We start from the raw sequence: 25,005 nt of genomic DNA on the forward strand, positions 1-25,005 counted from the left end.
TTTTGTTTAAAGTTTTGTTAATTTTTTGAAACAATATTGATATTTTGTTTAATCTTTATCTATATTTGTCAAACAAAATTACGAAAATAATTACAAAATGAAAACATTCAAAAAAATCAACGTATTACTTATTGCGCTTTTTGCGTCAATAATATTTACATCTTGTAACAAAGATGATGACAATCCAGATGTAGTGAGAACACTTAACATAGTGGGTATTGCTAGTGAAACACCAGAACTAAGTATCTTAGTAGATGCATTAGTAGCTGCAGACGGAAATTTACCTGAAGCACTTTCAGGTGGACCATTTACAGTTTTTGCCCCAACAAACGATGCATTTTTGGCATTTTTATCTGCCAACGGCTTTTCTAGCTTAAGCGATGTACCTACTGACGTATTGAGTCAAATATTATTAAACCATGTTATTCAAGGTGAATTAAGATCATCTGATTTATCTACTTCTTACGGTAAAACTATGGCTAGAGAAGCTACTACTGGAGAAAACATTAGTATTTTCATTGATACTTCAGCTGGAATAACTTTAAATGGTGTATCAGATGTAACTACTGCTAATATTGAAGCATCAAACGGTGTGATACATATAGTAGATGCGGTAATAGACCTACCAACCGTTGTTGATTTTGCAATTGCTGATGACACATTTTCAACTCTTGTTTCTGCTTTAACCAGAGATGATTTAACTTTTGATTTTGTCGGTACTCTTTCAACACCAGCAGGAACAACTCCTGCACCATTCACAGTTTTTGCTCCAACAAATGCTGCCTTCGGCGATTTATTAACTGAACTTGATGCTTCTGGACTTGGAGATATTGATGAGCCAACTCTTAAAGCTACTTTAAATTTACACGCTATAGCTGGTGCTAATGTTCGTTCTTCTGCTTTAACTGATAACATGACAATTAGTACACTTGGAGGCGATGTAACAGGAAATGTTACTGGAGGTGCTACTATTACTGATGTAAATGGTAGAGTAAGTAATATTGTTGTAGTTGATGTGCAAGCAGCAAATGGTGTAATTCATGTAATAGATAAAGTTATTTTACCTCAACAACCTAGTATTGCAGGAATTGCAATAGACACGCCTGAATTGAGCATTTTAGTAGATGCTTTAAGTAGAGCTGGTTTGGTACAAACTATGAGTTATCCTGGAGATTATACTGTTTTTGCTCCAACAAATACAGCATTTATGAACTTTTTATCTGCTAACGGATTTGCTAGTTTAGATGATATTCCTGTTGATGTATTAACTCAGGTATTATTGAATCACGTAGTTTCAGGTGGTGTAATGTCTACTGAACTTACTACAACGTATATAAATACTTTAGCAACAAAATCAGGAAGCGATTTAAATTTAAGCATGTTTGTTGATACTTCATCAGGAGTTACTTTAAATGGTGTTTCTAATGTATCTACTCCAGATATTGAGGCTACAAATGGTGTTATACATATTGTAGATGCTGTAATAGGTTTACCTACAATTGTTGATCATGCTGTAGCTAACCCTAATTTCTCAAGTTTAGTAGGTGCATTAACATCGTATGGTACAACGTTTACAGACTTATTATCTGCCGCTGGAGATTTCACAGTATTTGCTCCTGACAATACAGCATTTAGTGCATTTACTAATCCAAATTCTAATAGCTTAGATCAAATACTATCTAACCACGTAATTGTTGGAGCTACAGCTATGTCTAGTGATTTAGAAAACATGTATGTAAATACTGCAGCAACTTTTAATGGAACAATGAATAATCTTAGCATGTATATCAATACAGATAGTGGTGTTACTATCAACGGAGTTTCAGATGTAACTGCTGCAGATGTTGTTGCTTCAAATGGTGTAATTCATGTAGTTGACACTGTAATTGATTTACCAACAGTTGTTGATTTTGCTCTAGCTGATTCAACATTTGAAACATTAGTAGCAGCATTAACAAGAGATGATTTAACTTTTGATTATGTAGGAACACTCTCAACTAATATAGGTACTAGTCCAGCACCATTTACTGTATTTGCTCCAACTAACGATGCTTTCGGGAACTTGTTAACAGAACTTGGAGCTTCTGGACTTGGAGATATTACAGAGCCTGTTTTAAAAGCAACTTTAGATCATCATGCAGTAGCTGCAGCTAATGTAAGAGCAGAAGATTTAATGGATAATATGACCGTTGGGACTTTGGGTGGAGATATTACTGCCAACGTTACAGGAGGTGCAACATTAACTGATGCTAATGGTAGAGTTAGTAATATTGTTAAAGTAAATGTACAAGCAGCTAATGGTGTTATTCACGTAATAGACAAAGTTGTTTTACCAAACTTAGATTAAATACTATAATTAATTTGAATACATAAGTTTAGTTTAGTTAAAAATAAACCCTAGTCAGGTTTATTAAAAAAAGCTCCTTTAATTAGGGGCTTTTTTATTGTTTTTGTTTCTTTTTAGGAGCACTAAAATCTGTTTCTTCTGTTAGTTTACCATCTTCATAATATTTCCATAAGCCCACTTTTTTTCCTTTATTATATTTTCCTTCAGCTATTAAGTCTCCTTTAGGATGATAATATTTAGCAATACCATGAAGTTCGCCATTGTCATAATTAAACTCTTTTAAAACAACTCCCTTTGCAGAATACCAATAAGATTTTCCATGCTGCTTGCCAACAACATAATTTACACGTTCGGCTACAACACCATCTTTATAATACACTAATTTCTCTCCTTCTAACTCACCTTTAGAATTATAATTTTCTAAAGTCATAATTTGATCAGATTTATTATGATAGTAAATCCATTTACCTACATATAACTTTCCAACCATTTTACCTTTACTAATCACTTTTCCATTGGATGCCAAAAAAGTAACCTGAGCACTATTATCGTTAGGATTAAATACCTTAGTAGCTGTTAATACACTTTTCTGTTTAACAAGTTTATAAAACTTAAATTCTCCTATTTCCTTACCATGGTCAAAGGTTCCTTCATAACGAACCTGTTTTGTTCCTTCAAAATTCTTTTTCCAGAGGCCATGTCGTTTTCCATCTGCATCAAACTGATTAATATCTTGGGCAAAAGCAACTAATGATATAAATAGAAATACACTAGAAAGTTTAAATTTCATTCTTTTAAGTTTTATATGTGTTAAACGTTACAATTTTACGAAAATTGTAGATACAAAAAAGCTACCAAATTGGTAGCTTTTTCAATAGTTATTAACTCTATTTTTTTCTATTTTGCTGTTGTCGTTTTTGTTCTTCGGCTTTTTCCATCATTTCCTGCATACGACGTTGAAATTTACTTTGCTTTTTAGGGCGCTTTTTCTTTTCTTGAATTTGTGCATGAATTTTATCTTCATCCAAAATATAATTCTTAATTACTAGCATAATTCCAATTGTAATTAAGTTAGAAATAAAGTAATATAAACTTAAACCAGCTGCATACTGATTAAAGAATACCATTAACATTAATGGTGAAAAGTATATCATATACTTCATCATTTTCTGCATATCTGGCATCCCTTCTTGTGTTGGTTGCGATGCCACTTGTTGTCCAGTTGTCATTTTCATATAGAAGAAAATAGCAATACCAGCTAATATTGGGAATAAACTAACATGATCACCATATAAAGGAATTCTAAATGGTAGTTCAGCTATAATATCATAAGATGATAAATCTTCTGCCCAAAGAAAACTTTTTTGACGTAACTCTATAGCAGTTGGAAAAAACATAAACAATGCATAAAACACTGGTAATTGCAATAACGCTGGCAAACAACCACTCATGGGGCTTGCTCCTGCCTTACTATACAATGCCATTGTTTCTTGTTGCTTTTTCATTGGGTTATCCTTGTGCTTTTTGCTAATCTCTGTAATCTCAGGCTTTAAAATTTTCATTTTAGCTTGAGACAAATACGATTTATAAAGCACTGGAGATAACACAATTCTTACTACAATAGTCATGATAATAATGGCGATTCCATAAGGAAAAACACCACTTAAAAATCCGAATAAAGGAATAAATAAGCTTTTGTTTATCCATCCAAAAATTCCCCATCCATAAGGAATACTTTCTTCTAAATTTCTATCGTACTCTTTTAGAATTCTACCATCGGTTGGTCCATAGTACATATCCATAGACTCGCTTAACTCTCCTCCATTTAACTCTAAAGGAATTACAGCAGAATAACTTTTTGTGTACAACGTATCGATGTCTTCATCTAGCACTAAAGTTTCAGATGTTAAAGAAGCCGTTTTAAAAGGCTTATCTGTTAACAGAATAGAACTAAAAAAGTGTTGTCTGTAAGATAACCAATTGATATTTCCTTCAACTTCTTCATCATTTCCAGCTTGCGATAGTTTACTTATTTTATCTCCATTTTCATGTTCGTAAGTTAAACGTGTGTATCTATTTTCATAAGAAATACTTTTGGCTTGACGACGTCCTTTTAATTTCCAATCTAAACTAACATCTTGAGAACCATTAATAACATTACTTAAACCTTGCGACCTTACATTAAACCCTAACATATAATCGTTAGGTTTTAGCTCATATCTATATTCCAAAAACTGCGTTTCGGAAACTTTTAATTTCATGGATAATACTTGATTATCTCCATTTTGAGTCAATGTTGGCTGAAAATAAAGGTCTTTAGTATTTAAGGTTCTATTATCTGTTGTTCCAAAATTAATATTGAAAATGGCGTTTTGATCCTTAATTAAATACACAGGAACCGAATCGAAATCTGTAAACTGTTTTAACTTCACTTCTTCAAAATAACCACCTTTGTTATTTACAATAATTTTTAACACCTCATTTTCTAGAACAGTAGTTGCATCTTGTGCTGAAGGCAATGACGCAGAATAAGCAAAAGCACCTATTTTATTTTGTAAATCTGCCAATTGTGAAGAATCGGTTGTTTGGGTAGCAACAAAATCGGCTGGTGTAGCCTTAAAATCATCTTCAGCTTCTTTAGCTTTTTTATCAGCTTGAACTTGCTCTTGCTTAGCTTCTTCTTGTGCTTGTAACTCTTCAGGTGTTGGCTGATTTTGATAGAGCATGTATATTAAAATCAATGCTATAAGTACAAAACCTATGATTGAATTAATATCTAATTTTTTTTCTTCCATGTATTATTGTTGACTTATAAAAAGTTTCTTTGTTTTTTAGGAATGACAAATATAGCTTTTACCTAACAAAAAGCTATCCATTATCTTGTTTATGCCATACTGACATTATTATTAGCTTTTGAATATTTAAGTGCTGCTTTTACAAATGCCACAAATAATGGATGCGGATTTGCTACAGTACTTTTGTATTCTGGATGGTATTGCACACCAACAAACCAAGGGTGTGTAGGGATTTCGACAATTTCAACCAAGCCAGTTTCTGGATTAATTCCAGTAGCTTTCATGCCTGCTTTTTCTATTTGCTCTCTATAATCGCTATTAAATTCGTATCTGTGTCTATGACGCTCTTTAATTAATTCTTTTCCATATACTTTTGCAGCAATGCTTCCTTTATGTAATTGACAATCCCAAGCTCCCAAACGCATAGTACCTCCTTTATGAGTCACGCTTTTTTGCTCTTCCATAAGGTCTATTACTGGATTTTTTGTTGTGTCATCCATTTCGGTAGAATTAGCATCAATCATTCCTAATACATTTCTAGAATATTCTATAACTGCCATTTGCATACCTAAACAAATACCTAAAAAAGGAATATTGTTTTCACGCACATATTTTACAGCATCAATTTTACCTTCAATGCCGCGTTCTCCAAAACCTGGCGCAACCAAAATACCATCTAAATGTGATAACTTAAATTTAATGTTTTCATCGTTTAAGTATTCACTATGCACAGACTCTACATTAACTTTAACCTCATTAGCAGCTCCAGCGTGAATAAATGCTTCTAAAATAGATTTATATGAATCTTGTAACTCGACATATTTACCTATTAAACCTATAGTAACTTCTCCTTTGGGATTTTTATGGCGTGATAAAAACTCATTCCATTGTGTTAAATCTGGTTTGTCACTTTTTAAGTTTAATCGTTTTAGTACCACTTTATCCAACCCTTGTTCCAGCATTAAGTTTGGCACATCATAAATAGTTGATGCGTCAATAGATTGAATAACAGCTTCTTCACGAACATTACAAAACAGAGCTAATTTTTTACGTAAATCTTCAGGCAACTCATGTTCTGTACGACACACTAAAATATCTGCCATAACACCACTTTCCATTAAGGTCTTTACACTGTGTTGCGTTGGTTTGGTCTTTAACTCTCCAGCAGCCGATAAGAATGGCACTAAGGTTAAATGAATAACTATAGCATTATGTTCTCCTAGATCCCATTTTAACTGACGTACTGCCTCTACATAAGGTAGCGACTCAATATCACCAACGGTTCCTCCAATTTCAGTAATAACAATATCGTATTCACCAGAATTTCCTAAAATTTGAACACGATTTTTAATCTCATCAGTTATATGAGGAATAACTTGTACTGTTTTTCCTAAAAACTCACCACGTCGTTCTTTTTCTATTACACTTTGGTAAATACGCCCTGTAGTTACATTATTAGCTTGCGATGTTGGTACATTTAAAAAACGTTCGTAATGACCTAAATCTAAATCGGTTTCGGCGCCATCGTCGGTAACATAGCATTCACCATGCTCGTATGGATTTAAGGTTCCTGGGTCAACGTTTATGTATGGATCTAATTTTTGAATCGTGGTTCTGTAACCTTGTGCCTGAAGTAATTTGGCTAAAGATGCTGCGATAATACCTTTACCGAGCGATGATGTTACACCTCCTGTTACAAAAATATACTTAGTGGTTGTCGTCATGTTGCGCTTTTAAACGCAGGCAAATTTACAAAATTTCTGCACTTTTTTGAGCTTTGTTCTGGGTTATTTGTAAGCCATTGATAATAATCTTTATATGTGGCATATTTACGTAGTAATACGTATTGATTTTCTTACTAAAATTCATTAGATTTGTTAACTCATTTAAAAATCCCCTAAAATATGAAGCATAAACTACTATTGTTATTCTTGACCATTATCTCTGCCAAGTCTTATTCTCAAATCGATTTTGAAAAAGGTTATTTTATTAATAACTCTGGAGAAAAAGTTGAATGTTTAATAAAAAATACCGATTGGAGAAATAATCCTAAAGAGTTTAGCTACAAGCTTGCAGAAAACTCAAAAGTACAAAGAACTGGTATCGAATCCATAAAAGAATTTGGTGTTTTTGGAGTTTCAAAATATATAAGAAGCAATGTAAAGATGGACAGATCCAGTGAAAATCTTAACAACTTAAGTAATGACAGAAATCCAAAATTTAAAGAAGAACAACTGTTTTTAAAAGTTTTACTTGAGGGGAAAGCTAATTTATTTATGTACGCTGAAGGAAGTTTAAAAAGGTTTTTTTACAATAATGAAAACTCTAACATAGAACAGTTAGTATTTAAAAGCTATTTAAAAAACTATAAAACCTTTAATAGATTCTTAAAAGGTCGTAAAAACAGTGACGATGTAGTAGGTAAAAACACCAAGTTTAAACAGCAATTATGGAATAACTTAAAATGCTCATCATTTACTATAAAAACAATAGAAAACCTTGAGTATAGAGAAAAAAGTTTAATTAACTTTTTTATTAAATATAATGAATGTAATAGTTCAATCTATACCACATATATAAAGAAAAAAGAAAAAGATTTATTTAATTTAACCTTAAGACCTCGTATAAATACTTCTTCTGCAAAAATTCAGAATACCAATTTTAGCTATCCTCTTTATAGTGATTTTGGTAATCAAATTAATTTTGGGTTAGGAATTGAAGCAGAATTTATTTTACTTTTTAATAAAAATAAATGGTCAATATTAATTGAAGGCAATTATCAAAGTTTTAAAGCAAATAAAACTATTACATTAAGAAATCATACTTCTTCTCAAGAACTAGATGCGAATGTTACATACAACTCTATTGAATTTCCTATAGGCTTAAGACATTATTTCTTTTTAAATAACAATTCTAAAATTTTTGCTAACGTATTATATATCATTGATTTTACTTTAAAATCATCATCTATAGATTTTAAAAGACCCGACAATACTAGCTATGCTACACTAGATGTAAATTCTAATAATGCTCTAGGTTTTGGGTTAGGATTTAAACAAAATAGATTTAGCTTGGAAGCAAGATACATTACCAATAGACCACTTACTTTCTCTACATGGAAGTCTGAATATAAATCAGCCTCTCTAATTTTTGGCTATTCTTTTTTATAAAAAAACTAATTATAATACATAAACTTAATCACACTTTAATGTCTAACTCTTTCAATAATCATTCTAAATAATTATTACAAATAGCTTTAAATTATCTTTTATAAGCAAAAATTGTTAACTTAGTTAAGCTAGAATTTTCAACTATCAAACTAATGAAAGGCTCTAATTTAATTAAAACCCAATCAAATAAATTAATCTATTTAGGAGTCTTACTTTTTTTTCTAGGCTTAATTATTGGGCTTTTAGCGCCTATTTTTTCAAACCCTAGAATGGCTGTTTCAAGTCATTTAGAAGGCGTATTAAATGGAATGTTTCTTATTGTTTTAGGTTTAATTTGGAATAAAATTGATCTTTCACACAAATGGCTCAAAATTACTTTTTGGCTTGCCATATACGGTACTTTTGTAAATTGGTTTGCTATACTTTTAGCGGCTACATTTGATGCTGGAAAAATGTTAGGAATTGTAGCCAATGGAAAAGAAGGAACTCCAATTATTGAAGGCATTATTACATTTTCACTCATTTCGCTATCTCTAGCAATGTTAATTATTTGTGTAACTACTTTAATAGGGCTTAGAAGAAATATGAAATAAAATGAATACTAATACATTTTTTTTGAAAACAATTTGGATTATTATTTTTAGTCTATCTGTTATTTCTTGCAATAAATCTAAATCATTTTCATTAGACAAAGAAACGGCTAAAATACTTAAAATGCATCATGCACAACGAGAGTATCATTTCAACAAAGACTCTATTGCTTTTGCCAACCAACTCTCAAAAAACTTTATTTCTGTGAATAAAGGTGAAATAAGTAAACCAACTAAAGAAGCTACTATTGCCAGATACAACAATTATTTCTCTTCGGTGGAGTTTGTAAAATGGGATGATGTTTCTGAACCTTTAATTAAATTTTCTGATGATGGTACTTTAGCTTATACTATTGTAGATAAAGTGGTAACTATAACTTACAAAAACGAAAACGATAGTTTAGTTGAAGAAGAAACTCGTTTTGCCTGGACCGCGATTTACAAAAAGTATGGCGATGAATGGAAAATTGACCATGTAGCCTCAACAAATAAGCCAAGTGTTAAAACACTTATTGAAGATTAAGAGTTCCTCTGTATTCTTCTAACCAACTCTTCCAACCCATTTACTTTAAGCTCGTAAACTGTAGCAAGCATCTTACCTATTTGTCCTTTTGGAAAACCTTTGGTTTTATACCACACTACATAATGTTCAGGTAAATCTATCATATACTTGCCTTTATACTTTCCGTAAGGCATTTTGGTTTTGGCGAGCTTTATTAGAAATTGTTTGCTTTGGTCTTGGTTGAGCATTATGAACTGTATCGTACTAATTTGTTAAGAGCATCAACTATTTTTTCTTGCCACTCTTGTTGTTTCTCTATGTTTTGAGAATGTCTAGTTTCGGCATCGTACTTGTTTTGCAAAGCTTCTAACTCTTTATTTATAGCATTATGCAATCTATTCATTTGCTTTTCAATATCTTTTGTAAACCTTGTATTTTCAATACGTTGCCTAAACATACGTGCGTGGAGTTCGGTAATATCGAAATGTAAACGTTCGTGGTTTAAAATATTGTTATTTACCTTTTCTTTTAAACACCATGATTTGTCCGGGTAAAAATCGGCACTAACAGTATAATTGTAATCTATTAATCGTGTATCAGACATTTTTGTTGAATAGCTAAAAGTAATTCCTGATGCAGTAACTGCTACTGAATTATTTTCAGGCTTTGGTTTACCTTTAAAATTGCTCCACTCCAAGCGATTATTTAAATCCCAACTAATTACTGGACTATCTTGAAACAATAAAATAGAAAGTGCGCTGGCTATTAAAAACTTGTACATAGCATTTATTTAATACAGAAAAAACGCAGTAATATTTGTTTTTATTGCAGTGTACTACATTACTTTTTAACCTCAACAATTTTAAGGTTATCGAACTTTACAATATACATCGCCTCGTTATAGTAGCCACCAAACATTTTTTTACCGTAACGAAATTTATTTTCGACATATTCGGTTTCAATATCATTGGAAGATGCTTCATATAGGTTCTCTGCTGAAGCTAAACGCAATAACACATCCATAGTTAAATCAAACCCTCTAATGGCAAAGCGGTTTGGTGTAGTATAAAATCTTTCTTTATAGGCTCTTACAAAACTATTAGATTGCTCATTATTGAAAGGTTTATTAGGAGAAGGGTACATAAATTTTAATTTTGACAAAGTAACATTTGACACATTTTCGCCATCAAAGGCTCTGTTTTTATCACTTGTTACCAATACAACTTTTCGTTCTATTTCTAGCTCCTCGTCAAAACCTATAAACCCTGTTAGCATACTCGTTACATTAGACACAAACCCTTCGTTATTAGATTCTAAAAACACTAAGTTTAAACCTTCTCTAAACTCTTCTTCAATGTCTTCCATTAAAATATAGAACATGTCTTTTCCTGTGTCTTCATCAGTACGGGAAAAAATTTGTTTAGCGCTAGGAAATTCTTGTTTAAATGTATTGTTTTCGCTTCGGTGTGCCTGATCAGAAATAATTAAAATACGACTAGGAATAGAATCTAGTTGTTTTACATACTCAACAATACGCTTGCGTTTTAATTCGTTTGAAGGAATGGTTTGAAACACATTATTGTATATATTGTCAGTCTCAGACACTGGCGAAATCATTGGTACATTATCGCGACGCATAGCAACTGCTGCTCGATCAAAATTTTCTGGTCTAATAGGTCCTATAACAGCATCATACTGAGAAAAGTTGTTTTGGCTTAAAATATTAGACACTTCACTTGGTCTTGCTTTGGTATCATATACATCCAACTTAGTAGAAATCCCTAATTGCTTAGCTGAATCTAATGCCATTAATACGCCTGTATGGAAATCTAATGAAAAATTTGTTATCCCAGTTCCTCTGCCCAACATTTCTTTAACTTCTTGAATAGAATCCATATCAATACGATCCAATCTAAAAGGCAACATCACCGCTAAATTTTTGGTGTTGTAGTTGGTAATCTTATCAATTAAAACAGAGCGTGAAACATCTTTATAACTACTATTATCATTAACGTCTTTAGGAACTTTAATAATCATACCTGCTTTTAAACCTCCTTCTTTTAATTCAGGGTTTAAACTTTCTATTTCTTCTTGGGTTAATCCTAGTTTTCGTTTTAAAGCAAAAAAACCTTCTCTTGGCACTACTGTATAATAACCATAAGTTTCATCAATTTCCTTTTCTTCATTATTGGCTATATTAGGCACGTTAATTTCTTGACCAACCTGTAATGTATCTAGCATTTTAGGGTTAAGTTGTTCTAATTCATCTACAGTGATTCCAAATTTATAAGCAATACGCCATTTTCCTTCTTTAGGCAGTACCTTATAACTTCTAATGGTATTTCCTAAAGTAGTAGTGGTATTTACTTTATCGTATTTAGGGATATTAATTTTGTCTCCTTTCCTAAGATTCTCTGAGTACAAACGATTATTATGCTTCTTAATATCATCTACAGAGATATTATAAATTTTACTAATACTATATAGGGTTTCTCTACGTTTTACTTTGTGTGTTTTATAGCCAACCAACTTAGTGACTTGAGTCTCCACAGGGCTATCAAGTACTTTAGACTTAGGTATAATAATTACCATATTAGGTTGAAAACTGTTTTTAGCATCAGGATTTAAAGCATATATATCGTAAGGTGTAACCATATATATTTTTGCAATACTCTCAATGGTTTCACCAACTTTTACTTTATGTGTTTTATAATCTTGCGCCATAGCTGAAAAACTAAAAAGCACTATAAAACTTAAACTAACTAAAAACTTCTTCATGTGTTATCTTTAAATGTATATACGTAAATAATTGCTGACATAGACTTAGCTACAAACAAGTCACATATATTATTCCCATTCGATGGTTGCTGGTGGCTTTGAGCTAATATCATATACTACTCTATTAACGCCTTTCACCTTATTTATTATATCGTTTGATGTTTTTTGCAAAAATTCATATGGTAAATTAACCCAATCGGCTGTCATACCATCTGTACTTTCAACGGCTCTTAGTGCAACACATTTTTCGTACGTACGCTCATCACCCATCACGCCTACACTATTTACAGGAAGTAACATGGCTCCAGCTTGCCATACTTTGTCATACAAATCCCATTCTTTCAATCCATTAATAAAAATAGCATCAACCTCTTGTAATATACGAACTTTTTCGGCTGTAATATCTCCTAAAATCCTGATAGCTAAACCTGGACCAGGAAATGGATGTCTGCCTAATAGCTCTGCATCAATTCCTAAAGAAGCACCAACACGTCTTACCTCATCTTTAAATAAGGCTTTTAAAGGTTCTACTACTTTTAACTTCATAAAATCTGGTAAGCCACCAACATTATGATGACTTTTAATAGTCGCACTTGGTCCTCCAGTTGCCGAAACACTTTCAATAACATCAGGATAAATAGTTCCTTGTGCTAACCATTTTACATCTTCTATTAAATGTGCTTCATCATCAAATACTTCAATGAACACGCGACCTATAGCTTTACGCTTTTTTTCAGGGTCGCTTTCTCCAGCTAGTGCTTCCAAAAAGCGTGCCGAAGCATCAACACCTTTTACATTAAGTCCCATACCTTCGTATTGCTGCAGAACATTTTCGAACTCGTTTTTTCGTAGCAATCCGTTATTTACAAATACGCAGTAAAGATTTTTACCAATAGCTTTGTTTAACAAAACGGCGGCTACGGTAGAATCGACTCCACCTGACAAACCAAGAACCACTTTATCGTTTCCAAGTTTTTCTTTTAGCTCATCAACCGTTTCCTCAACAAAAGCGTTAGGTGTCCAATCTGGGTTTACATTAGCAATATTAACCAAGAAATTTTCTAATAGTTGTTTTCCATCTGTTGAATGATACACCTCAGGATGAAATTGAATTGCAAAGGTGGTTTCTCCTTTAATTTTATAAGCAGCATTTTGCACATCGTGTGTGCTTGCTAATAACTCGCCATTCGTAGGCAACTCTTTAATGGTATCGCTATGGCTCATCCAAACTTGAGAACCTATTGAAATACCTTTAAAAAAAGCTTCATCATTTTTTACAAATGATAATTTAGCACGTCCATATTCTCTGGTATTTGAAGGTGCTACATTACCTCCAGAGAAGTGTGCTAAATATTGTGCGCCATAACAAACACCTAATAAAGGTTTTTTACCTTTAATATTTGAAAGATCTGGATGCAAAGCTTCGTCTCCTCTTACTGAAAAAGGACTTCCAGATAAGATTACAGCTTTGTAATCGTCTATGTTTGTTGGAATTTTATTGAATGGATGAATCTCGGAATAGATGTTGAGTTCCCTAACTCTACGTGCAATAAGCTGTGTGTATTGCGATCCGAAGTCTAAAATTAGTACCTTATCGTGTTGCATGTGCAAAAGTAATCATTTGCTATTTTTTGACAACTTTTAAATTAGAATTTTTTGCTACTTTTCTACAAGTTCTTAACAACAACTATTTACTTTAAGCCATAGTATCCAAAATCATTCTTATATCTTCTTCGGTGGTATCTGGATTAATAAAACAGAAACGCGACACAGTTTCAAATGCATCTCCATTTTTCCACTTGGTAGGTGTTACCAAAGCAAACCCTTTGCTATGGTTTTCATAGGTCCAATGTGTATAATCTTCTGGTTTCCATCCAATTCTTCTGTAAAGCACACACGACAAACTAGGCTCTCTTACCAATTCCACATTTGGATCTTCTTCTATCATTTTACCAGCAATTTGAGCTAACTCAATACCTCGCTCAACAGATTCTTTATACTTATCTGTTCCGTGAGTAGCTAACGAAAACCATAAAGGTAATCCACGAACACGACGTGTTAATTGTATTTGATAATCGGTAGGATTAAAGCCATGAGCACCTTCGTCTTTAAAAATATCTAGATAAGAGCCGTCTTGTGAATGTGCTTTCTTAGCAAATTCAGGACGTCTATAAATAACGGCACCGCAATCATATGGAGAAAACATCCACTTATGAGGATCTATTGTGATGCTATCTGCACGCTCAATACCATTAAATAAATGACGAACAGAATCGGCTGCCAAAGCGCCTCCACCATAAGCTGCATCTACATGAAACCAAATTTTTTCAGCGTCACAGACCTCTGCAATACCCTCTAAATCGTCAATAATTCCAGCATTGGTAGTACCTCCTGTTGCCACTACCGCAAAGAGGCGTTTACGTTGATGGAAATTTAGATTATCGATAGTTTCTCGAAGTGCTTTTCCTGATAATTTTTCTTCAGTATCAACCAACATAATATCAACATCAGCTACTTTTGCCATGGCTTTAATTGACGAATGCGCACCAATTGATGTAATGATTAATCCTTTTTCTCTTTTGTAAGTATCATCTTCACGCCAATGTTCGCGAGCTGTCACAATTGCCGACAAGTTAGCAGCTGTTCCGCCACTTGTAAATACACCAAAAGCACCTTCTGGTAATCCTGTTAAAGATACTATCCATTTCATAGCTTCATTTTCGCAGAAAATACCGCCAGCACCTTCCATCCAGTAAGCACCATGAATACTGGAAGCCGACGTTACTAAATCAAACATTACAGCAGCTCTTGTAGGAGCTGCAGGCACGAAAGCCAAATTACGTGGATGGTCAACAGGCACATTTGCTTTTGCTAAATGTTGCTTCCATAAATTAAATGCATATTCACCTCCAATACCTTTTGGTGTAACGGTTTCTCCAACCAAAGCTTTAAGCTCTTCGGCTTTTTGAGGCTTTCCAACTTTTGGTTTGGTGTGTGAAATTCTATCAATAGCATATTTCATGACGTCTAGCGTCATTTCTACAAGCTCAATATCTATCTTATGCATGTGTTACAGTTCTAATATTAAAAATTCACCTTTTAGAGGTTGCAAATTTAATATTAACTGTTGGATTAATTGGTCTCCAAACTCAAGATAAAGTTCAGAAAAATTCAAATTTCTTTCTTGCAAACTTTGACCTGGGAATAATTGGTTTTGAATTTCGGTAATTCTAGAAACTTGATCGTTTAGTTTTCTTTTTTGTGCCTTAAGTAATCGCTTCTCCAGATTTGACAATCCTTTTACTTGTTTTTTTTCTTGCGCTGCAACAGCACCTAAAAAAGATTTATCCGTTTTTTCAGCTAACTCATAAAGTGCCTTAAATTGCTTTTGAAGATGCTCTTTTTGTAATGAAAAATCAATATCAATGGTCGATAATTTTTTTACTTGACTATTAATTAAATCTTGTTGTTTTGCAAACAGCTCTTTTAAAGATACACCTAGTTTTTCTAGCTTTTCACTTTGTTTTTTTGTTTTTATCAACACTGAATTACGTAACAATAGCATTGGAAATGGTACATTAACAGTATTAAAATAGGCCTTTAATTGAAACCAATATGCAAGTTCTCCACCTCCACCAATATAACATAGGTTTGGTAAAATAACTTCTTGGTATAACGGACGCATTATCACATTTGGTGAAAAACGTTCTGGCATTTCATCTAAATGTCTTAATACATCTTCTTCACTCCAAGAAATATCTGTGTCAAATACTCTATAGACGCCATTCTCATAAACAATACGTTCACGCAAACCATCTTTTAAATAAAACAGGTTTATCTCTCTTGGGTTAACCTGTATTTTATAATTACCTGATAGTTCGTTGATTTGCTTATTTGTTTGAGAAACTGCTCTATGAGAGGTTTGCTTACAAAGTTCTTCTTTAATATAAGGAATAAATAATCTCTTTAAGTTCCTGTTATTAGCGTCAATAACTACTAAACCAAAATCTTTAAATAATTCGTTGGCAATATATCTTGTTGCTTCTGCTAAGTTCTTATAATTTAAGTAGGCATTTTTAAAGAGTTGCTTTAAAAAATTGGCATTTGTGCCTTGACCTAATTCTTTAGAGTAAGTTTCAAAAACTTTATCTAAGTCTTTGGTATCTAAATCACCTACACCTCCACCTGCATCTCTGTTCCATCTAATTTTTTTGCCTTTAAAATTAAAATAGTTGATTTCCTCAAAATCGTGATCTTCTGAAGCCATCCAATAAATTGGCACAAAATTATAATCAGGGTATTCCTCTTTCAGCGCTTTTGTAAGATTAATTGTTGAGATAATTTTATACAAAAAGTACAGAGGACCAGTAAATAAATTAAGTTGATGACCAGTTGTGATTGTAAATGTTTTAGAATCTTCTAATAATGCAATATTATCAAGAGTTTGTCGCGAGCTATTAACAGTTTTATATTGTTCCTTTAAAACTAAAACTAACATATTTCTTGAAGTTTGATTATAGCTTACTTCTTTTTCTTCTATTTGATTTTTAAAATTTTCTAGCTTTGGAAAACGATTATAGAAAGGTTGCAATTCTTGACATTCTTCAAGGTAATCACAAACTAAAGAAGAAAAATAGTTGGTGTCATTAAACGAAATACAATCGGTTGGCATAGTTAGTTCTCAATTCTTTTGTAAATATACTGCTCTTTCATCTATTTGAAATTTTCAATTGGTTAAAAAAAAACTAAAATTTAATAACGCTCAAAAAACACTAAAGTTTTGTAAAAAAACTTAGTAAAACTACCAATGTTAGCTTTGGGTTTATATCTTTATAGCTATTATTTTTAAATCAACCAACAATGCAAAATTTTTATAGAGTTATCTTAGTCGTTTTATGTTCTGTTTCCTTTACAATGGCACAGCAAATAAAAACACCAAGTGAATTTTTAGGGTATGAACTAGGAACTCAATTTTCAAGAAATCATCAAGTTGTAGATTATTTTAAACATGTTGCTTCTGCTATGCCAAATCAAGTAAAACTTGAACAATATGGCGAAACTTATGAGCGCAGACCTTTGATTCACGCTTATATCTCTTCAGAAGAAAATATGAAAAACCTCGAAACCATTAGAGAAAATAATTTAAAAAATGCAGGTATTCTTCCTGGAACACCTTCAAATACTAACATTGTTATTGTTTGGATGAGTTATAACGTGCATGGTGATGAAGCATCAAGCACTGAAGCATCAATGAACACCATTTACAAGCTTTTAACCGAGAAACAAGAATTACTTAAGAACACCGTAGTTATTATCGACCCTTGTATTAACCCTGATGGTCGTGATCGTTACGCTAATTGGTATAATGAAACAAAGAGTACACCTTTTGATATCGATCCACAAGCAAGTGAACACTCTCAACCGTGGCCAGGAGGTAGAGCTAATCATTATTTATTTGATTTAAATAGAGATTGGGCTTGGACGTCTCAAAAAGAATCAATCGCTAGAATAAAAGTGTATAATAAGTGGATGCCACAAATTCATGTAGATTTTCACGAACAAGGCATTAATAGTCCATACTATTTTGCGCCTGCTGCAGAACCTTACCATGAATTAATTACTGATTGGCAAAGAGATTTTCAATTCCAGATAGGACGGAATCATGCAAAATATTTCGACCCTCAAGGCTGGCTTTATTTTACTAGAGAAAGTTTTGACTTATTATACCCAAGCTATGGTGATACCTATCCAACCTATATGGGAGCTATTGGTATGACTTATGAGCAAGCAGGTGGAGGTCGTGGTGCTTTAGGCGTAAAAACGGCTGAAGGTCATATACTAACTTTAAAAGATAGAATTGCACATCATACCACCTCTGGCTTATCAACTGTAGAAATATCCTCTAAGAATGCCGAAAAGCTTAATGAAGAGTTTAATAAATTCTTTAAAAATGATGGCCTAAAATATAAAAGCTATGTCATGTCTGGAAATCCAGAAAAGATAGATGCTTTAAAATCTTTATTAGATAGACATGAAATTGCTTATGGTTATGCAACCAGCAAGAAAGTTTCTGGCCATAAGTACTCAACAAATGCAGCTGGAAGTATGAATACGACGTCTAACGACTTAGTAGTAAGCACCAATCAGCCTAAAGGCAAAATGATTAAAGCTTTATTTGAGCCTAATGCAAAATTGAGCGATTCATTAACTTATGATATTACCGCTTGGAGCTTACCTTATGCATATGGTTTAGAAACTGTGGCTAGTACTAGCTTAGTAAGTGCTAATAATACCACAAACAATACTACAATTGCGCCTTTAACCAATGCTTATGGTTATGTAAGTGATTGGAATTCTATGAAAGATGCTAAATTCCTATCAACTCTATTAACTAACAATATTAAAGTACGTTTTAATCATGAACCATTTTCTCAAAATGGTAATACTTTTAATAGAGGTTCTTTAATTATTCTACAAAGGGACAATACACATATAAATAACTTCACCTCTGTTTTAAACAACATAGCGCAAAGTAATAATCAGCCACTAAAAGCCATTCAAACAGGCTTTTCCGATAAGTTCCCAGACATGGGATCATCATCTATTAGATTAATTATGAAACCAAAAGTAGCGATGATTTCTGGTGATGGCACGTCATCTTTAAGCTATGGTGCTACGTGGCATTTCTTTGAGCAACAATTAAAATATCCTGTAACGTCAATAAATTCTCAAGACTTTAGCAGGGTAAATCTAGATGAGTATAATGTATTAATTTTACCTAGCGGCAATTACAGAAGTATGCTTAACGACAGTGGTATGAGCAAATTACAAGATTGGATGCGCGCTGGTGGAAAAGTAATTGCTATTGATAGAGCTTTAAACACTTTTGCTGGTAAAAAAGGATTTGGTTTAAAATACAATGATAATGATGACGACAACGAATCAAACAATCTAATTCCTTACGCAGACAGACAACGTGAGTCAGCCAAAAATTTAATTACTGGTGCTATTTTTAAAACCAAAGTAGATAATACGCATCCTATGGCATATGGCTACTCGAAGGATTATTTTACTTTAAAATTAGGAGGTACTTCTTACAGTTTACTAGATAGAGGCTCAAACATAGCACATATTGGAAATGATGTTATGAAAGTATCTGGGTTTGCAGGAAGTGAAGCTTTAAAAGGACTTAAAAACTCTTTGGTATTTGGAGAAGAGCGCCAAGGCAGAGGAAGCATCGTTTATATGGTAGATAACACATTGTTTAGAAGCTTCTGGGAAAATGGAAAACTATTTTTTGTAAATGCCATTTTCTTTGTTAACAATTAAAAAAATCAATCAAAAATGAAAATCACTAAAACACTATTAATCTTATTGGTTTTTATTGTTACATCATGTGCTAACGAAACAAAAACCACAGCAGACAACAGAGAATTTAAAGTAGAATTTGAAGAGTTCACCTTAGATAACGGCTTATCTGTAATTTTTCACGTAGATAGATCAGATCCTGTTGTGGCTGTCGCTTTGACCAGTCATGTAGGTTCAGCTAGAGAAATTGAAGGTCGTACAGGTTTTGCACATTTATTTGAACACTTATTGTTTTTAGAATCTGAAAACTTAGGAAAAGGTGGTTTAGACAAAATGAGTGCACGTATTGGAGGCTCAGGTGCTAATGGTTCGACTAGTAGAGATCGTACTAACTATTTTCAAACCGTTCCAAAGGACGCACTTGAAAAAATGATTTGGGCAGAAGCAGACAAACTAGGTTTTTTTATTAATACAGTGACAGAACCAGTTTTAGCTAAAGAAAAACAAGTAGTTAAAAACGAAAAACGTCAAGGTGTTGACAACAACCCTTATGGACATACACAATACGTAATTGATAAAAATTTATACCCTGAAGGGCATCCATATAGTTGGCAAGTCATAGGGTCGCTTGAAGATTTACAAAATGCAACACTTCAAGATGTAAAAGATTTTTATAACCGTTGGTATGTGCCAAACAATGTAACCTTAACAATTGCTGGTGATTTTGACACTGCCCAAGCTAAGCAATGGGTTGAAAAATATTTTAATGAAATAAAACGAGGTGAAGACATTCCAAAAATAGCAAAACAACCAGTAGAATTATCTGAAACTAAAAAGCTGTTTTACGAAGATAATTTTGCAAGGTTACCACAGCTCACTATTACGTGGCCTGGAGTAAATCAATATCATGATGATTCTTATGCATTAAACGTATTAACAAATTATTTATCGAGAGGAAAAGCTGCGCCATTAAACAAATTGATTGTTGAAGAACATAAACTAGCTAGTAATATAAACTTATTTCAATACAATTCTGAAATAGCTGGACAAGTAATGCTAAGTGTTACAGCATTTAACGGAACTAAGCTAGACAACGTACAAAGCGCCATTAATAAAGCATTTGCAAAGTTTGAAGCCGAAGGCATTCCTCAAAAAGATTTAGACAGAATCAAAGCTGGTCAGGAAACTGCATTCTATAACGGATTATCAAGTGTTTTAGGAAAAGGGTTTCAGTTAGCACAGTATAAAATATTTGCAGGAGATCCTGCATATATAAACGAAGATGTAAAAAAAATACTAGCTGTTACTGCTGATGATGTCATGCGTGTTTACAATGCCTACATCAAGAATCAAAACTATATAGCAACAAGTTTTGTACCTAAAGGTCAAGCAGATTTAGCATTGGCAGATTCTAATTTAGCCGAAGTCGTTGAAGAAAAAATTATTGAAGGTGCTGAGGAAGAATTCGATCCAAGTATTGCAGCTACTTACGAAAAAACACCGTCTAGTTTTGATAGGTCTGTTGAACCTCCTTATGGCGAGAGTCCAGACGTAAAAGTGCCTGAGGTTTGGAAAGCATCTTTAGCATCTGGAATGAATGTATTGGGCATAGAAAACAATGAAGTGCCATTAGTGCAGTTTAGAATGCAGATTAAAGGAGGCATGTTGCTAGAGGACATCAATAAAATTGGTGTGTCTAATCTCTTAGCAGAGATGCTCACTAAAGGAACAAAGAACAAAACACCCGAAGAGTTTGAAAATGCTGTTGAAAGTTTGGGTGCTTCTATTAATGCCTTTGCGTCAGATGAAGCCATTACTATTTCTGGTAATTCCCTAGCTAAAAACTACAATGCTACCATGAAACTAGTAGAAGAAATATTATTAGAGCCACGTTGGGACATTGATGAATTTGCCTTGTTAAAACAAAGTACATTGAGTCAAATTCAACGTCAAAAAGGGAATCCAAATAGTATTGCATCCATAGAGTTTGCTAAATTAACTTATGGTGATGATCATATTTTGTCAAAAAATAATATTGGTACTGAAGCTTCTGTAAATGCCATTACTATGGAGGATCTCGAGAAGTATTATACCAAAAATATTTCACCAACAGTTACTAATTTGCATATAGTTGGAGACATCTCACAAAAAGAAGTTATTGCTTCGTTGGAGAATTTAAATAACAATTGGGAGGCTAAAGAAGTGACTATTCCTGAAGTTAAAGACCCTGAAGCTCCCCAAGAATCTAAAGTCTATTTCTATGATGTCCCAAATGCTAAGCAATCGGTTATTAGATTTGGATATCCTGCTTTAGCTGCGACTGATGCTGATTATTATCCAGCAACTGTGTTAAACTATCGTCTAGGTGGTGGTGGATTTGCATCCCAGTTAACTCAAGAACTTAGAGAAGGCAAAGGCTATACCTATGGTATTGTTTCTGGTTTCTCAGGTTCAAATATTAAAGGTGCCTTTACTATTTCAAGCGGTGTTAGGTCTAATGTAACATTAGAGTCGGCAAGTTTAGTCAAAGAAATTGTTGAAAACTACGGTAAGAATTATAATGAAAATGATTTAGAGGTTACTAAAGGATTTATGATTAAAAGTAACGCAAGAGCGTTTGAAACTTTAGGTTCTAAATTAGGCATGCTTAGTAATATTAGTAATTATAATTTACCTGACGATTATGCCAAACAGCGTGAAGACATTGTAAAAGCAATGACAGTTGAAGACATCAAGAAACTTACTGAAAAATATTTAGATGTTAATAAAATGAATTATTTAGTAGTTGGTGATGCTAAAACACAAATGGAGAAGTTAGAAGCCTTAGGCTTTGGGAAACCAATACTATTAAATGAGGTTAAGGATAAATCAAACATTGAGCAGTAAATAATCTTTTAATTTTTGAAACTCTTTAATGATCTCATAGACGAAACCAAAAACCTATTACCAAAAGACGGTGTAGTTAATTACTATGGAAAAATTATTCCAAATAAGTTGGCCAACACCATTTTTCATTCACTTTTAGAAAATCTTGATTGGCAACATGATGAAGCTACAGTTTATGGCAAACACTACATAACCAAACGTAAAGTAGCTTGGTATGGAGACAAAGCTTTTGAATACACCTATTCAGGAAAAACAAAAAAAGCCTTACCATTGACTCCTGGACTATTAAAACTAAAACAATTGGTTGAGCTTAAAACAGGAGAAACCTTTAATTCGTGTCTTTGTAACCTTTACCATAATGGCGAAGAAACCATGGGTTGGCATAGCGATGCTGAAAAAGATTTAAAAAAACATGGAGCCATTGCATCCTTAAGCTTTGGTGCAGAACGTAAATTTGCATTTAAACACAAACAAACTAAAGAAAAGTTAGAATTTTCACTAGAACACGGAAGTTTATTAGTTATGAAAGGCGAAACTCAAGAGCATTGGTTACATAGATTACCACCAACTAAAAAAATTAAAAACCCAAGAGTTAATTTAACTTTTAGGACTATTGTAGAACACAATTAAAAGTATAACTTTACTTAACTTGAAGAGCTATATATGAAACGAATACTACTTACCTCGCTGTTAACACTTTTTATTGGTAATTTATTTGCACAAGACGACGACCTTATTATTCCAGAAATAAGCTTTGGCTTAAAAGCAGGTTTAAACTCTATGCATAATAGAACTGTAAGTGAGTCTGGTGATAATGTGCAAAAAAAATCCGGAGTGTATATTGGTGCATTTGTAAACATTCCAACATCAGATGTATTTAGTGTGCAACCAGAAATTATTTACTCCTCAACCGAGTTTCAAGGAAGAAATAATGTAAACTTACTACACATTCCTGTATTATTAAATTTTGAACTCGGTAATGGGTTTTCTGGATTTATTGGTCCAGAAGGTCAAGTTTTAATAAATCTAGACGAAGCTGAAAACAGCGATTTATACAACTCATTTATATTTGGCTTTACGTTTGGAGCAAGGTATCAAATAACGCCTAATTTTTACATTGAAGGCCGACCATATTTTGCATTATCAAAGTTTTTAGAGGATGATGCAGGCTATCGAAAATTTAACACCCTACAAATAGGACTAGCATATAAATTTTAAATAGTCTTCAATATGTTAATTCTTTATTTTTTGTAGGTCAAAATCTAAAAAATCACTAATTTAATAGCTAATACTTCACACTACTAATTAAAACAAAGTTATCATGAAAAAAGGATGCTTAAACCCGACCAACAAAAGCTTTACATTATCACTAATTTTATTAGTATTTCTTTCTTTTAACCAGAAATCTAATGCCTTATCATTTCAAGATGTTGCACAATCTTTCGATGAATATCAAGGACGTGTTATTGGTGATGACACAAAAAAAGTTTTAATTTTTGCAAACATATCAGTTAAAAATTCAAACATTAGCACTATTACAAATAAAGAAGGACAATTTACATTAAAAGTCCCTAAATCGCTTTCTAACAGTAGTATTTTAATTTCATACTTAGGTTACAAAACACAAGAAGTATCATTAAATAGCCTAAGAGGAAAAGATAATACCATAACACTAGAAGCTATTGCTACAGAACTATCTCAAATAAATATTAATGCAGCTACAAATGCTCGTTCACTTGTAAAGTCTGCTTTAAATAACCTTGGAGATAAGTATGTAAACGAAAAAATGGCCATGACGGCATTTTATAGGGAAACTATAAAAAAGCGTAATAAAAATGCTTCTTTAGCCGAAGCAGTTGTTAAAATATACAAAGAGCCTTATTCCTCATCAAGGAGTGATGCTGTAGAACTAATAAAATCAAGAAAAAACACTAATTATTCTAGACTTGATACTTTGGCAGTAAAACTACAAGGTGGTCCATTTAGTGCTTTATATTCTGATATTGTAAAATATCAAGATTATATTTTTAGTGACGAATTGTTTGAATATTATACATTTAGTTTTGATGCATCAACCGAGCTAAATAACCGTTCGGTTTTCGTAGTTAATTTTAAACAACTACCAAATATTGTAACACCTTTATATAGTGGTAAAATATATATAGATGCTGAAACCTTAGCCTTAGTTAGTGCTGATTATAGCTTGAATGTTGAAAACAAAGATGAAGCCGTTAAACTCTTCCTTAGAAAAAAACCTAGACTAGTAAAAGTAGAACCTGAAGAAGCATTATATCGTGTAGATTATAAAAGCACCTCTGATGGCAAATGGTACTATAGTTACAGTAATGTACAATTGGCGTTTAGGGTGAAATGGCGAAAAAAATTGTTTGGTAGTAGATATTCTTTAAACATAGAAATGGCTATTACCGATTGGACTAAGAACTTTACTTCTACTTTAAATAAAGATAATAGATTAAGACCATCAATTATTTTAAGTGATAAAGCTTCAGGGTTTTCAGATCCAGAGTTTTGGGGAGAATACAATATTATTGAACCTGAGAAGTCTATAGAATCTGCTATTCGAAAAATTTCGAGGCAACTTGAAAAAATCGAAAAAAAGAAAGAATAA

18 protein-coding genes are annotated in these 25,005 nt (G+C 32.7%); 9 read left to right on the forward strand and 9 right to left on the reverse strand.

Features of this window, described 5'->3' with window-relative positions:
- Positions 1–97: 97 nt before the first annotated feature.
- Entirely contained in the window at positions 98–2,347 is a 2,250-nt protein-coding gene (locus E5167_RS15535; RefSeq protein ID WP_239021957.1) for a fasciclin domain-containing protein, read from the forward strand.
- A 94-nt stretch (positions 2,348–2,441) separates the two neighbouring features.
- Here the strand turns inward: E5167_RS15535 and E5167_RS06490 are convergent, their stop codons facing one another.
- From E5167_RS06490 to E5167_RS06500, 3 genes are all read right to left on the reverse strand, one after another.
- Positions 2,442–3,137, reverse strand: a complete 696-nt coding sequence (locus E5167_RS06490; protein ID WP_136842314.1) for a toxin-antitoxin system YwqK family antitoxin — start codon at positions 3,135–3,137, stop codon at positions 2,442–2,444.
- A gap of 97 nt (positions 3,138–3,234) precedes the next feature.
- Positions 3,235–5,142: a membrane protein insertase YidC gene (gene yidC / locus E5167_RS06495; protein ID WP_136842316.1), complete on the reverse strand. Its 1,908-nt coding sequence runs from the start codon at positions 5,140–5,142 to the stop codon at positions 3,235–3,237.
- A gap of 89 nt (positions 5,143–5,231) precedes the next feature.
- Positions 5,232–6,866: a CTP synthase gene (locus E5167_RS06500; RefSeq protein WP_136842318.1), complete on the reverse strand. Its 1,635-nt coding sequence runs from the start codon at positions 6,864–6,866 to the stop codon at positions 5,232–5,234.
- A 180-nt stretch (positions 6,867–7,046) separates the two neighbouring features.
- Here E5167_RS06500 and E5167_RS06505 point away from each other — a divergent pair, with 180 nt between their 5' ends.
- From E5167_RS06505 to E5167_RS06515, 3 genes are all read left to right on the forward strand, one after another.
- Entirely contained in the window at positions 7,047–8,312 is a 1,266-nt protein-coding gene (locus E5167_RS06505; protein ID WP_136842320.1) for a PorT family protein, read from the forward strand.
- Between the two features lie 152 nt (positions 8,313–8,464).
- Complete coding sequence (locus E5167_RS06510) at positions 8,465–8,905, forward strand: hydrogenase (protein WP_136842322.1); 441 nt, start codon at positions 8,465–8,467, stop codon at positions 8,903–8,905.
- Between the two features lie 22 nt (positions 8,906–8,927).
- Positions 8,928–9,425 (forward strand): nuclear transport factor 2 family protein, encoded by a 498-nt coding sequence (locus E5167_RS06515; protein ID WP_169301390.1) that lies wholly within the window; start codon positions 8,928–8,930, stop codon positions 9,423–9,425.
- Here the strand turns inward: E5167_RS06515 and E5167_RS06520 are convergent.
- The 6 genes from E5167_RS06520 to bshC all read right to left on the reverse strand — a co-directional run bounded on the left by E5167_RS06520 (position 9,422) and on the right by bshC (position 16,854).
- Entirely contained in the window at positions 9,422–9,652 is a 231-nt protein-coding gene (locus tag E5167_RS06520) for a DUF3820 family protein (RefSeq protein ID WP_136842326.1), read from the reverse strand. The two genes, E5167_RS06515 and E5167_RS06520, sit on opposite strands and share 4 nt — an antisense overlap.
- Positions 9,652–10,185, reverse strand: a complete 534-nt coding sequence (locus E5167_RS06525; protein ID WP_136842329.1) for a DUF922 domain-containing protein — start codon at positions 10,183–10,185, stop codon at positions 9,652–9,654. Before E5167_RS06525 ends, E5167_RS06520 begins: the two co-directional genes overlap by 1 nt.
- Positions 10,186–10,244: 59 nt before the next feature.
- A complete protein-coding gene (locus E5167_RS06530) occupies positions 10,245–12,182 on the reverse strand; it encodes an amino acid ABC transporter substrate-binding protein (protein WP_136842331.1) in 1,938 nt (645 codons plus the stop codon).
- Between the two features lie 69 nt (positions 12,183–12,251).
- Positions 12,252–13,787 (reverse strand): glutamine-hydrolyzing GMP synthase, encoded by a 1,536-nt coding sequence (guaA, locus tag E5167_RS06535; protein WP_136842332.1) that lies wholly within the window; start codon positions 13,785–13,787, stop codon positions 12,252–12,254.
- Positions 13,788–13,878: 91 nt separating this feature from the next.
- Entirely contained in the window at positions 13,879–15,249 is a 1,371-nt protein-coding gene (locus E5167_RS06540) for a pyridoxal phosphate-dependent decarboxylase family protein (RefSeq protein WP_136842334.1), read from the reverse strand.
- A 3-nt stretch (positions 15,250–15,252) separates the two neighbouring features.
- The gene (gene bshC / locus E5167_RS06545; RefSeq protein ID WP_136842336.1) at positions 15,253–16,854 is read right to left on the reverse strand and encodes a bacillithiol biosynthesis cysteine-adding enzyme BshC; all 1,602 of its coding nucleotides are present in this window, start codon (positions 16,852–16,854) and stop codon (positions 15,253–15,255) included.
- 188 nt (positions 16,855–17,042) lie between these two features.
- Here bshC and E5167_RS06550 point away from each other — a divergent pair, with 188 nt between their 5' ends.
- The 5 genes from E5167_RS06550 to E5167_RS06570 all read left to right on the forward strand — a co-directional run bounded on the left by E5167_RS06550 (position 17,043) and on the right by E5167_RS06570 (position 25,005).
- The gene (locus E5167_RS06550) at positions 17,043–19,511 is read left to right on the forward strand and encodes a M14 family metallopeptidase (protein ID WP_136842338.1); all 2,469 of its coding nucleotides are present in this window, start codon (positions 17,043–17,045) and stop codon (positions 19,509–19,511) included.
- Between the two features lie 15 nt (positions 19,512–19,526).
- On the forward strand, positions 19,527–22,376 hold the full coding sequence (locus E5167_RS06555) for a M16 family metallopeptidase (protein ID WP_136842341.1): 2,850 nt from the start codon (positions 19,527–19,529) through the stop codon (positions 22,374–22,376).
- 15 nt (positions 22,377–22,391) lie between these two features.
- Entirely contained in the window at positions 22,392–23,006 is a 615-nt protein-coding gene (locus E5167_RS06560; RefSeq protein ID WP_136842343.1) for an alpha-ketoglutarate-dependent dioxygenase AlkB family protein, read from the forward strand.
- A 33-nt stretch (positions 23,007–23,039) separates the two neighbouring features.
- Positions 23,040–23,594 carry an outer membrane beta-barrel protein gene (locus E5167_RS06565; RefSeq protein ID WP_136842345.1) on the forward strand — a complete coding sequence of 185 codons (555 nt, stop codon included), beginning with the start codon at positions 23,040–23,042 and terminating at the stop codon, positions 23,592–23,594.
- 103 nt (positions 23,595–23,697) lie between these two features.
- On the forward strand, positions 23,698–25,005 hold the full coding sequence (locus E5167_RS06570; protein ID WP_136842348.1) for a carboxypeptidase-like regulatory domain-containing protein: 1,308 nt from the start codon (positions 23,698–23,700) through the stop codon (positions 25,003–25,005).

It is taken from the genome of Pontimicrobium aquaticum (assembly GCF_005047595.1).
GTDB classification, from domain to species: Bacteria; Bacteroidota; Bacteroidia; order Flavobacteriales; family Flavobacteriaceae; genus Pontimicrobium; species Pontimicrobium aquaticum.